The organism is Flavivirga aquatica (genome assembly GCF_001747085.1).
GTDB classification, from domain to species: Bacteria; Bacteroidota; Bacteroidia; order Flavobacteriales; family Flavobacteriaceae; genus Algibacter_C; species Algibacter_C aquatica.
In genome coordinates, this window is the sequence record NZ_MDJD01000014.1 from 39605 (window position 1) to 52663 (window position 13059).

Annotated in this window: 10 protein-coding genes and 3 tRNA genes; 4 read left to right on the plus strand and 9 right to left on the minus strand. The window is 29.7% G+C overall.

The window, feature by feature from the left end; all coding sequences use genetic code 11:
* Positions 1-4 precede the first annotated feature (4 nt).
* Together A8C32_RS04200 and A8C32_RS04205 are read left to right on the plus strand one after the other, a co-directional pair.
* Complete coding sequence (locus tag A8C32_RS04200; RefSeq protein ID WP_069829213.1) at positions 5-1084, plus strand: TlpA family protein disulfide reductase; 1080 nt, start codon at positions 5-7, stop codon at positions 1082-1084.
* A 175-nt stretch (positions 1085-1259) separates the two neighbouring features.
* The gene (locus A8C32_RS04205) at positions 1260-2465 is read left to right on the plus strand and encodes a thioredoxin family protein (RefSeq protein WP_165605786.1); all 1206 of its coding nucleotides are present in this window, start codon (positions 1260-1262) and stop codon (positions 2463-2465) included.
* A gap of 685 nt (positions 2466-3150) precedes the next feature.
* Here the strand turns inward: A8C32_RS04205 and A8C32_RS04210 are convergent.
* From A8C32_RS04210 to A8C32_RS04250, 9 genes are all read right to left on the minus strand, one after another.
* Positions 3151-3225: transfer RNA gene (locus A8C32_RS04210), tRNA-Pro, on the minus strand.
* 118 nt (positions 3226-3343) lie between these two features.
* Positions 3344-4294, minus strand: a complete 951-nt coding sequence (trxB, locus tag A8C32_RS04215) for a thioredoxin-disulfide reductase (RefSeq protein ID WP_069829215.1) — start codon at positions 4292-4294, stop codon at positions 3344-3346.
* A gap of 294 nt (positions 4295-4588) precedes the next feature.
* Positions 4589-6718: a peptidylprolyl isomerase gene (locus A8C32_RS04220; RefSeq protein ID WP_069829216.1), complete on the minus strand. Its 2130-nt coding sequence runs from the start codon at positions 6716-6718 to the stop codon at positions 4589-4591.
* A gap of 136 nt (positions 6719-6854) precedes the next feature.
* The gene (locus A8C32_RS04225) at positions 6855-8144 is read right to left on the minus strand and encodes a hemolysin family protein (RefSeq protein ID WP_069829217.1); all 1290 of its coding nucleotides are present in this window, start codon (positions 8142-8144) and stop codon (positions 6855-6857) included.
* Between the two features lie 3 nt (positions 8145-8147).
* Positions 8148-8342: a hypothetical protein gene (locus tag A8C32_RS04230; protein ID WP_069829218.1), complete on the minus strand. Its 195-nt coding sequence runs from the start codon at positions 8340-8342 to the stop codon at positions 8148-8150.
* A 190-nt stretch (positions 8343-8532) separates the two neighbouring features.
* Positions 8533-9087: an LPS export ABC transporter periplasmic protein LptC gene (gene lptC, locus A8C32_RS04235; RefSeq protein ID WP_069829219.1), complete on the minus strand. Its 555-nt coding sequence runs from the start codon at positions 9085-9087 to the stop codon at positions 8533-8535.
* Positions 9087-10469, minus strand: coding sequence for a hypothetical protein (locus tag A8C32_RS04240; protein WP_069829220.1), 1383 nt, complete (start codon positions 10467-10469; stop codon positions 9087-9089). Before A8C32_RS04240 ends, lptC begins: the two co-directional genes overlap by 1 nt.
* A gap of 18 nt (positions 10470-10487) precedes the next feature.
* The gene (gene bamG / locus A8C32_RS04245; RefSeq protein WP_069829221.1) at positions 10488-11804 is read right to left on the minus strand and encodes a BamG family beta-barrel-assembly machinery protein; all 1317 of its coding nucleotides are present in this window, start codon (positions 11802-11804) and stop codon (positions 10488-10490) included.
* Complete coding sequence (locus A8C32_RS04250) at positions 11801-12532, minus strand: type III pantothenate kinase (protein WP_069829222.1); 732 nt, start codon at positions 12530-12532, stop codon at positions 11801-11803. Before A8C32_RS04250 ends, bamG begins: the two co-directional genes overlap by 4 nt.
* 168 nt (positions 12533-12700) lie before the next feature.
* Here A8C32_RS04250 and A8C32_RS04255 point away from each other — a divergent pair.
* Positions 12701-12773, plus strand: a tRNA-Phe gene (locus A8C32_RS04255).
* Between the two features lie 170 nt (positions 12774-12943).
* Positions 12944-13016: transfer RNA gene (locus A8C32_RS04260), tRNA-Phe, on the plus strand.
* The last annotated feature ends 43 nt before the right edge of the window (positions 13017-13059 follow it).

Consider the following 13059-nt stretch of genomic DNA (forward strand, 5'->3'; position numbering starts at 1 on the left):
ATTTATGAAAAAGTTATTTTTTTTAGTACTTGGACTTGTAATGTCGGTAAGTGCTTGCAAAAAAAAAGAAGAAAGTAAACCTTTAAATACGTGCCAAATTGAAATCCATACAGATGGTAAAGAAAATGGAGTCTTGACCATTCTCCCATATCAACGCGTTCAAAATAAGGAAGAGCATAATAAGCTAACCATTAAAGATTCTATAAAAGAAAACATTACTAAAATTGAAATTGATACTGTACAAGCCTTAAGAAAAGTTATATTAAAAATTGGAAATAACAGCTATAATACTGAGTTGTTTACAGGTGTTGGAAAATTTAAGTTATCTATAAAAAATAATAGTCTTAAAGTTGAAGGTCCTGCTAGTCACAACGAGTTTATGGCAATAAAAGAAGAATTGAGAGTCCCAGAAATTGAAAAATTAAGATATAAAAAAGAGCGTTCTGCCGAAGAAAAAAACCTTATCGCAAACTTTCCTGATAAACTAATTAAGACCATTAAAAAATATCCCACTAATTCTGGTCTAGCGCAAATAGCCTATAGTCAATTTTGGAATGCCGATGCGAGTAAGTTGGATGAAGTAATCTCTAGTTTTAAGAATAGTTTAAAAAATAATTATTTCATACAACCTTTGGTTGAAAGAAGAAAAAACATAGATTTAGTAGCTGTTGGTAAAACAGCACCTCTATTTACACTTAAAACTCCTGAAGGGAAAAATATATCAATAACAGACTTCAGAGGAAAATATGTATTAATTGATTTTTGGGCGTATTGGTGTATTCCCTGTATTGCTGGTTTTCCAGAGCTAAAAGAAATTAGAGCATCTTATAGTGAAGAAAAACTAAAAATGATAAGTATTAGCACAGATAAAAATTATGATAAGTGGATTGAGGCCGTTGAGAAACACAAATTACCATGGGAACAGGTAATAGACGATGCTAGTTTAAAAGTAGACATTAGCACTAAATATTCAGTGATAGCTATTCCTCATTTAGTATTAATATCTCCAGAAGGTAAAATTATTTACAAGCATAAATACAAAGATAACTTAACAGAAGAACTTAAAAAATACTTAAATAAATGAAAAAAACATTAATTCTAGCTGTAAGTCTAGATACATGTTGGATAAGAAATAGTATTAATTTATAGAAGAAAAAAATATAATAACCCAAGGTAAGATGTAACAATGCTTTTAACATTTTATTAATAGTGGTAATTCTATGTTTAAAAGTCATACAACTAAATCAAATAATTATTATATGAAAAAAATATTTACATTATTGGCTATAGGCGTGTTAAACCTATCATTTTGTCAAGGTGTTTCCTTCGAAAAAACCTCATTTAAAGAAGCTCTACAAAAGGCAAAAAAAGAAAACAAAATATTATTCATGGATTGTTATACAACCTGGTGTGGACCTTGTAAATGGATGACCAAAGAAATTTTTCCGCTAAAAGAAGTTGGTGATTTTTTTAATGAAAATTTCATTAATATAAAAATTGATATGGAAAAAGGTGAAGGGATTGCCCTGAATAGTAAATATGAAATAACTGCCTATCCTTCTTTACTCTTTATAGATAGTGAAGGTAAAGAAATTCATAAACTTGTTGGAGGTAAATATGCTCCAGATTTAATTGAAGGTGCGAAGGCCGCCATAAACCCAAACACAAGAATAGATAGACTTAAAGAAGAATACAACAACGGAAACAAAAACTATGATTTCTTGGTGATTTATTTAAAAGCTTTAAAAGCAGAAAATAATACTAAAAACATGGCTATTGTGGCAAAAGAGATAATTGAGCAGTCGTCCATCGAAAAATTTATGACTAAAGATTTATTCTTTATAATAGACGCAGCCAATTTTTCTTATGGTACTGAGGAATTCAACTATTTGCTAAATAATAAAGAAAAAGTAAAGACTCTTACTAAAGAATATGATTATGGTATGGTTTATTTTAGACCAATTTCTGCTCATTTAAAGAAGTACGCAAAAGAATGCAAAAGCATAGAAGCTCTTCACCTAGAAATTGAAAATAGTAATGTCTTATTTGATATGAGCAAGTTTGGAAATATTAAGAAGAGCTTGAATTATGAATTTTATATTGCTAATAATCAATTACAAACATGGTACGACAATAAGTTAAAAGATGCAGAAGCTTTAAAAGGTGAAAAACAATACATATATATGTATAATGGCATTTGTGATGAAATTTTAAGAACACCAAAGTTAGCTACATCAAATGAAATTGTAGATGATTTTATTACAATTGCTCAAAATTTAGCTGCAAATAGAGAATACGGAATTATTATGGGTAATCTAATGCTAGCTAAACTTTATTTATACAAAAAGGATAAGAAAAAAGCACAGACAGGCTTTGATATTTTCTTCGAAGAAAACAAAAAAGCTGGAGGTAATAATGACTATCTTTTATTGAGAAATCTTAGAAAAGCAATAGAAAACCTATAATATAAAGTAGTGCTTTTGAAATAATAAAAGCTAAAATAGCATGTTTATAAGTTAAGGGCAAGCATAAAGCTTGCCCTTTTCTATACTCTGCTAGATAGCTAAAATTAAATTTATAAAAACTTGACCGTACAGATGCTTACTTTAAGATGATTCGTCTTAGATCTCTATTAATTATATGAGACCAAACCAGTTTAGCAAAACATAATACACAAAGAGTAGTCAGTGCCTAGTATACTTTAATCGTCAAGAATATATGCTGTCCAAAAAATTAAAAGCTCTAACTTAAGCAAATATTTCTCGTAATTTTCCTTTGGAAACATCCCAATTATTTACCAGAATGTTTCTTTTAAGGCTAATTTCCGAACGCTTTCCTTATACTGTTATTCTACTCAATAAACATTTAAAAAAATTTGAATTGCTACAAGATTTTCTTGAAAAGAAAATAACCGAAAATGTGCTGTTTGACTACATGTTTGACGTCTTTAATTAAATAATAATTTTTTGCAATGACGAAAGTCAAATCGTTTTTAAAGTTCTCTAAAAGTTTGAACAAAAAAGTGTTCACCTAATTGCATACCTATTTAATGATTTTAATTGCTTTTATTTGGAATCAAATAAAATGCACAAAAAAAACACTGATAATCAAACAATTAACAGTGTTTTAATTTTACCTAAATTAGGTTTGTCGGGATGACAGGATTTGAACCTGCGACCACACGCCCCCCAGCCGTGTACGCTAACCGGACTGCGCCACATCCCGAATTAACATTATTATTTTTAGCAAATAAAAATAATAACAATTATTAAATATAAAAGCTATTTTTAATAAAAAAGCCCAGTCCTAATAGAACCGAGCTCATTAATTGTTTATAGCTTTTTTAAGCTTCTTTAGCCGCTAAATAACGTTCAGCATCTAAAGCTGCCATACATCCAGTTCCTGCTGCTGTAACAGCTTGCCTATAAACATGATCTGCTGCATCACCAGATACAAATACACCATCTATATTTGTTTTAGATGTTCCAGGTACATTAATTATATATCCTGTTTCATCTAAATCTAAAAATCCTTTAAATAAATCTGTATTAGGTTTATGTCCAATAGCTGCAAAAAATCCAGTTACGGGAATTTCTTGTTTTTCATTTGTTTTATTATTAAAAACACGAACGCCTGTTACTACTTGTCCATCACCTAAAACTTCATCAGTTTCAGTATTAAAAAGTATTTCAATATTCTCAGTTTTTTGAACTCTAGCTGCCATGATTTTTGATGCTCTAAACTCATCACGTCTTACTAACATCGTTACTTTTTTACAAAGTTTAGAAAGGTAATGTGCTTCTTCACAAGCAGAATCCCCAGCTCCTACAATAACAACATCTTGATTTCTATAAAAGAAACCATCGCATACTGCACATGCAGAAACACCACCTCCTAGCTTTAAATATTTTTGCTCGGACTCTAATCCTAAATATTTGGCTGATGCTCCTGTAGATATTATTACAGTATCACAATGAATTTCTTTGGTATCATTAACCCATACTTTATGAATATCTCCAGAGAAATCTACCTTAGTAACCCATCCATCACGTACATCTGTTTCAAAACGTTCTGCTTGTTTTTGTAATTCTATCATCATTTCTGGTCCCGTGATACCATCTGGATAACCAGGAAAATTCTCAACTTCATTAGTTGTTGTTAATTGCCCTCCAGGTTGTGTTCCTTGATATAATACTGGATTCATATTTGCTCTGGCTGCATATATCGCTGCAGTATAGCCTGCAGGTCCAGAACCTATTATTAAACATTTTACTTTTTCTATTGTATCGGACATAATTTATTATCTTTTTATCAAAGCAAAAGTAGAATTTTTACTGTAAAACTTACATATAAGTTATCAACAGTTTTTATGAATTCATAAGCATAAGCTATAACTTTTTAAATATAAAGAGTAATCTTATTTACCTATTGAATTTACTGCAATAAAAAGCTGTTTTTTTCCTCTATATTTAAAAAATATAATTCTAAAAATAATCATAAAAAAACCTGCAAAGATAACTTAGCAGGTTTAATACTTTTAATCAAAACTGTCTACCAATTATTTTAGGAAGACTTGTAACTTTAGTTCTTATTGAACTTGTGTTTTTGCTCTATTATCTTCAATTTCTGCAGCTTCTTTTAGTGCATTATATAGCTTAGTATTTACTGCACTTGATTTTTGTTGCTCTACTCTATTTGCTGCTGCTTGGTAATTATCTAATTTTACAGCTGGTGTAATTTTAGTTACTTGTATCATATAAACACCATTAGCTCCATCTATCAGTTTAGAAGTTTCATTTTCACTTAATCCAAATGCAGCTCCAACAACTAGTGGCTCTCTTCCTGCTCCAGAAATAGTTGGACTCTTCATGTTAATTGCACTTGCAGCTCTTACAGTTGTATTTTCTGCTGCTGCTAAATCTTCTAATGTTGTTGCTGAAACTCTTTTTCTAATTATTTCTGCCTTCTTTTCCTTTCTAAGAATAGGAAGTACTTTAGCCGTAGCATCTTCAACAGACTGAAGCCCTGCTTCATGTTTTGCTACTAATTGTGCTATAACATAACCTCCAGGTATATTAAAACGTTTAACATCTCCTATTTCAGCGTCTTCTTCAAAAGCCCAACGTACTATTGGTCTTTGATTACCTACTCCAGGTATATTTTCATCTAAAACTTTTATACCGTTTACAGGTCTTACAACATAATTACTTTCTTTTGAAACAGCTTCAAAATCGCCTTTACCTGCATTAATTTCAAAGTTAGAAGCATCTCTAAACACTTTATCACTTGTAGCTTCCGATGGTTCAATTTTTCTTGCAATAGTTCCAACTTGAACAGCTTTCTTTTTGTCTTTTTGCCCCTCTATTTCAATAATATGAAACCCGAAAATTGTTTTTACAACTCCTAAGTCTCCTACTTGTCCTTCAAATTCAAAATCATTGAATTCAGGTACCATTGTATTGTATCCGTGCCAATCATAACGACCTTCTTTTTCAACACTTCCTTTATCTGAAGAAAATTCTTTTACTAACTCAGAGAATTTTGTACGATCAGATTTAATTACAGTTAAGATACTATCCGCTGTAATTTTTGCTTCTGCCTCTGTTTGCGTTACTTCTTGATCTGCACTTTGGGCTCCTTTGAATGGTAATAATATGTGTCTTACTTTTGCCGAATCAGGAATTTGCTTAACAGCAACTATTTTTGATATTTTGAAAAAACCATTATCCTTATAAGGTCCGTAAACGTCACCTTCATTTAAATTATAAATGGTATCTGCTGCTACTGCAGGTAAGCTAGACTTAAAAACAAAACGCTCATCAAATTTAACACTAGATGAAGCTATTAAATTAATATACTCTTCATTATTCTTAACTTTTGAAAAAGCTTCTATAGGATCTTTTCTTCCATTCTCATCAACTTGTCTTCCATTTATGTATCCTTGAAGTTCTGCTTTAATAGCATTTTCATCTTCTACAGATGCAACTTCTTTAAATTCTATAAATTTAATATCTCTAGAAGCATCAACTTTGTATTGATTTTTGTTTTCTTTAATATAGTTTGAAATATCAGATTTAGACACTTCAACTAAACTATCTGCTATAGATGAATATGATACTTGTACAAATTTAATATCAACTTTATTTCCTTCTAATTTATGCTCTAATTCTCCTTCAGATAAAGTACCCGTTAAACCAGCTTTTACTAAATTAAAATAATTTTGATTTAAAGCATTTGAAGCTACTTGTTTTTCATAATTCACCCAACTCTCAAAACCTGCAGGAGATGTTTCTTTTAAGTTTGCGATATATTCGTTTAGTTTATTTTCATCAAAAATTCCAGCTTCATTTAAAAACTCAGGACTTGTTGCTAAAGAGGTTTTCAATAAATCTCTCATCTGGTCTTTTTCTACAGAAATACCCAACTTTTCATATTGCGATTCCATAACAGCTTGTCTTACTTCTTGCTCCCAAACACTATTCATTACTTGTGTATTAGTAGCATTAGATCCTGCTTGTCTTTGAGCTGCCTCTACCTTTAATAAAAAGTCTTCACGAGTGATATCTTTACCATTAATAGTAGCAACAATATTTTGCGATTTTGAAGTAAGTGCATCACTATTTTTAAATAAGTCTGCTAATACAAAAGCAAATAATGCCAATGCTATAATTAATATCAAGAATAGTGAACGTTGCCTTATCTTATTTAAAACTGCCATTGTAAAATTAAATTTTTTAGTATCCCTTTATTGAGATTTACTTGTTATATTGTTTATTAAATGTAATCTATTTCATAGAAATATCGTGCGCGAAAATACCATTTTCTATTTAATAATAAAAGTAGAACTATGTATTTTAATCTTCTTCTAATACTTTCAGTTCGACCAAATCAATTTTAGTATTTGATACTTCTAAAATAGTAAACTGAAAGGTATCTATTTGCACAACATCATTTTGCATTGGAATCTCTTCTGTATAATTCACAATTAACCCTCCTAATGTTTCATAATTCTCATTCTCCGGAAGGTTTATTTTATAAGTTTCATTAATATAATCTACTTCCAATCGGGCTGAAAATCTATAAGTTATATCGCTCAATTTTTCCTCAGTCAAATCTACAGAATCATGCTCATCTTCAATCTCTCCAAATAACTCTTCAACGATATCTTCGACAGTCATAATTCCTGATGTTCCTCCATATTCATCTAACACTACTGCTATACTTTTTCTTTTTTTAGTAAGTACGTTAAGTACATCTTTAATAAGTACTGTTTCTGGAACAAATTCAACAGGAAGCATCATAGACTTTATGCTTTTAGGTTTTTTAAATAGCTCAAATGAGTGTACATAACCCAAAATATCATCAATACTTTCTTTGTATACTAATATTTTAGTACATCCTGTTTCTGTAAAACGTGTATTTAATAATTTTATTGAGTCATTAATTTCTACTGCTATAATTTCTGTACGAGGTACCATAACTTCTCGTGCTTTTACTTCAGAAAATTCTAAAGCATTTTGAAAAATTTGTATTTCTGTATCTACCTCATCGCTTTCTTCAACAGATTCCATTTGTTCACTTATATAGTTACCTAATTCGACTTTAGTAAATGCTAGTTGAATTTGATCTCCTTCAGTTTTAAAAAATATTTTGAGTACAAAATCTGAAATCCAAATTACAAAATTTGAAATATAAGTAAATAATATATAGAATATATACGCAGGAATTGCCAATGCTTTAATTAAGGTATTGGAATATATTTGAAAAAACACTTTGGGTAAAAACTCTGCAGTAATTAAAATTATAAATGTAGATATTGCCGTTTGGGATAGTAGGCTTAAATCTGTAAGCATATAATTTAAAAAACTGTTTGCCGTTGGTAATAGTGTTTGAAACCAATTCATCAACAAATCTCCCATAAAAAAACCATAAATAACCAAAGCTATATTATTACCTATAAGCATAGTTGTTATAAACTTTGATGGTTTAGATGTTAACTTTCTTAATGCTTTAGCTACAATACTATCTTGTTTTTTTTCAATTTCTATATGAATTTTATTTGAAGATATATAAGCGATCTCCATTCCTGAAAAAAAAGCTGAAAGCATTAAAGATGCAATTATAATAATTACATATATGCTCATCTTTTAATTCGAATTATTTTTATTCTGGAACTTTTTACTAAATTTTCTTCTAAAGAAAAACATGAAAATAGCTGTAGCAGCAAGCAATATTGAAGGATAAGCAATAATTCCTTCATTTGTATATCTAGCAATTGCATCGTATATAAACAAAGCTGCAAATACTAAATAAGCATATTGAAAAATCTTAGAATATTTCATCTTTTATATTTGTTGTTTTTGAAATACAACATACTAATTAATCTTTAGCCCCTCTTTTCTTAGGTTAAATTGAAGTAACGAATATTTCAAAAAATTATTTCCTAGTAGGTAAAGATACTTAAAATTGCTAAAGAAATATATTATAGAATCTCGTTTTATATAAATGTGAATTTAAAAGAAACCTTTTGAATTACTCTTCAAGTGTTATAATCCCTGTAACTTCTAATACTTCTGCATTTGTGAATTTAGAATTGGAATCAAAACCATTACCTTTTATAAGGTCTTGTTCTGTTTTGAATTCCACTGGTTTATTAGTATATAACCATTCTTTTTTTTGATCATAGAATAATTGATCTGTTTTTAACACTCTACCATCATGTGTTGTAATAACTACATTATCTTGTAAATCTATTAAATCTGTATTGCTATAAACTATACCATAATCTGCAACTACTGTACTTTTTTTATTTTCATCATCAAACACGTATAATGTTACACCATCTACAAATTCCATAAATGGAAAATCTCTGTTAGAATAATCAAGCCTTTTAGCACTTAACAAATTAGCTTTTACTCTACCAGAATCTGTATATTTTAAATTTATATTATAGTCTACTCCTATAGGTTCATTTTCAGATATACCTATTTTTTGAACCTGTTTAAAACTATCATTACATGAAAAAAACATAGTCACAGTAATTACTGTGACTATGTTTAATATATTATATACTCTTCTTTTTTTCATTAAATACTTGGCACTTTTACAGATGACCCTATCCAACAACCAATTGTTATGGTCTGTCCTGAATTACCTGAACTGAATATTTCAGATTTTTGTGGAGCTTTTGCCGTATAATTAGCAACCGATTGGGCTGCAGCTTTCTTTAATGTAGGATCTACACGTGCTGCTTTTCTTGCCTCACTCGCTGCCAACCAATATACTGCTCTCTTATTAAAGTTTGTATCACCACATTTGTTAGCACTTGCTGCATACATTGCTGCAATAGACAAGTGAGGTCTCCCACTTGATGGATTAAGTCTTAGGGCTTGCTTAAAGAAACCTCTTGCTTGACCATAACTTCCTCTAGCTTTTAATTTTAATCCAATTCTATTATTAAGCTTTGCTTTTTTAAAGTTATCTGTTTCTAAGCTAATTGCTTGTTTATAAAATTTAATAGCTTCGTTAGATTTTCCTTCTTTATCTTTTAAGATACCTAAATAGTATGCTGAATTAGCCGAAGGACTTAATTTATGATATGCATTTACTAACTTAAAGAATAAAGGATCTCCTGTACAATCTTTCTCAGACATTTTACCTGCTGCTCTTTGTAACCAAACTGCATTTTCTTTATTAGCTTCAAAATCTTTTTGGTATAAAGGAATTAAGTTTTCACAGTTTGCTCTATCACCTAATTTTTGATCTATACTTCCTGAGATTTGATCGTAAGCTTTTAAATAGCTTTCATAAAACTTCTTGTACTTACCTTCTTTTTTAGTTAAAGCTGTGCCTGCATCTTCTTTCTCAATAAGTTTATTAAGTTTTTCTGAGTAATTTTTTACTTCTTCTTCTACTTTTTCAACAACATCATCATATTTATTAAACAAATCTTTAGCTGGTTTTTTCTTAGCATCATACAAATCTACCATTAAAGAAAAGTATGTATATAAACTTTTAGGGTTTGTAAAAGTAGCTTTATCTAATTTATATGCAGCATCATAACATTCAAATAATTCTTCACTAGTTTTATTCAATATTTTTCTATTGTCATATATTAACTGACAAGATTTAGCGGCATATTCCCCTTTAGGAGTTTTAACAGCAAAGTTTACACCTCTTTGCTCCCATAACTTTAAAAGATCATTTATAAAAGGAACTTTATCTGCTCCTGAAGCTGCTTTTATTTTACCCTTTAAAATTTTCTCGCCATCTGAATATATTGCTATATTAAATTTTGGACATTTATTTCTTACTGCCATCCAAGGCTCATAAGCTGCCTCGTAATTTTTTGCTCTTGCATATTCGTGAAATATGGAAAGTTTAGTCATGCACTCTTCATCTTGTTGTGCAAAACCAAAATTCAATCCAACAAATAATAATGTAAATAATAATGTAATGTTCTTCTTCATGATAATAATTTTAAGCTGTTAATCATACTTTCTTTTCTGAAACCATCTATCGTTCAAAGATAGACTTAATTGGAAACTTAGAAAATTCTCTTGTATTAATTTACTCTTTGTTGTTCCTCTTTGGCCCATTTCGAAACCTAAATTAGCATTTGATAGCAATCTAGATTCTCCAACTGGTAATCCTACTCCAAAAGATATGCCAAACTCTTTTATTGATTCATTATTTATATTTAACCCTGTTTCTTCTGTTCTAAATCCTGCACGATAAACAATACGTTTCCAGTAGCCTTTAAACGAATTATAATTAGGAATATAAAAGCCTCCTAATGAAAAAGAATATGCGTTTTCATAAACAGTAGAACTATTACTATATAAAACATTAGAAAACTCTTTAGTATTTTGAAAACTAGTTTCTGCACCTATAAACCATTTCCTTGGTCTTCCTATACCTGCTCCAAAAGACAACTTAGATGGTAATGTTAAATCTGTTTCTTTCAAGCCTGAAAGTTCTAAATCGGCTTCAATTCTATTTCTTTCAAATTCTTCTCCAGAAGCTTGACTTATAGTTATCGCTGAAAATGATCTTTCATTTTTTGATGTTAAATTACTTTCTGGTGTATATGTTAGAGCGGTAACCAATTCTAACTTTTCATTTAATACCTTTTTATAAGACATCCCAAAATTTAAATTTATTCCACTTAAATCTGATCTATTATTTTCACGAGATTGGTTTAGAATAGGAGTACCATTATCATATACAAATTCAATAGCACTGTTTTGAATATTACCAAAATTATAGTGAGCATCTACACCAACTGTTAATCCATCAGCTATTTTATACCCTAATCCAAGAAACACTTTATTAAGTCCTCCTTCTCCTTGAAACCTATTTCCAAGGTTACCTTCTTCATTTAAAGATTCTTGTCTATAACCTACTGATGTATATGGCAATAAACCAAAACCAAAACCAAACCTTCCCATAGGAATAGATAATGCTATATAATCAAAAGTTGAAGATGAAGTATTGCCATTCCCTGAGTCACTTTTTAAATTTATACTTGAATAACTTCCAGCTATAGCAAACTTAACAGGTCTACTTTGGCCATTAAATGGGGATATTCCAACATTGTCTCCTGCATAAGAAGCTGGATTACGTAGGTTAACATGAATACTATCTGTATAAATACTCAAGCCCCCCATACTTCTGTTTTCTACTGTTCCCTTAAACTTAAGGCTTCCTATGCCATAAAAAGAATAAGGTGAAGCTGTTCCTTCTTGACCGTAACTGTGAATTGCAAATACTGCAATAAAAACTAATACAAGTTTTTTTATCATTCGTTTGAGTTAAATTGTAAAATATAGTTTAATCCTTCTAAAAGAAAATTAGAATTCGCAAATATGCTACTTTTTAATTGGTTAGACAAAATTTTAGTGTCTCCTCCTGTTAAAATAACTGTTAAATCTAAATATTTAAGTTTATACGTTTCTATAACACCATCTATTTCCTTCAAAACACCATAAACAACTCCAGAGTGTATTGATTCTTTTGTAGAGCCTCCAACAATACTTTTTGGAATTTCTAATTCTAATAACGGAAGATTTGCTGTTAAATTATTTAATGATTTATAACGCATACTTAATCCAAGTGAAATAGCGCCTCCTAAATATTCATTATTAGACGTTACAAAATCGTATGTTATACATGTTCCTGCATCAATAATTAAAGTATCATTATTAGGGAACTGTTGTACAGCAGCACAAACTAAAGCTATCCTATCTACTCCTAAAGTCTTAGGCGTTTTATAAGAGTTTTTAAAAGGCAAGCTAGTTTCATCACTTAAGACTAACAAGTCAAAATATTCTTTTATCTTATTAATTTCTGTTTGTTTTAGCTTACCTACAGATGAAATGATTGCTCTTTTTATAGAAGCATATTCTTTTTTTAAAAACTTTATATGTTCTATAATATTGTCAAGATCTACAACCTCTTTATGTTTAAGTTTATCCTCATGAAAAACGGCTAGTTTTACAAAAGAATTACCTACATCTATTATTAAATTCATGTTTTATTTGAAAAGTTCAAATTTACAAAATGATTACAACAAATATTCTCATCACTTATAATATTAATAACAAATAAGTTAGGTTTTATTATAAGAAAAAGTTCAAATTTTTTCATTTTTTCCTTGGCAGGAATGAAAATCGGTTATATATTTGCAACCGCTTAACGAGGTACCTTAGCTCAGTTGGTAGAGCAAAGGACTGAAAATCCTTGTGTCCCTGGTTCGATTCCTGGAGGTACCACAAAAGTTTTCAAAACCCTTAACAATTATTATTGTTAAGGGTTATTTTTTATAAAAATTTTAAGTTCATTTAAAATTTAAAAAACCACTTATTTTACTTTTTAATCAATCTCTTGTAAAATTTACTTTGACAGATGTCAAAATTGACATATATTCGCAACCGTTTAGCGAGGTACCTTAGCTCAGTTGGTAGAGCAAAGGACTGAAAATCCTTGTGTCCCTGGTTCGATTCCTGGAGGTACCACAAAAGTTTTCAAACCCCTTAACAATTATCATTGTTAAGGGTT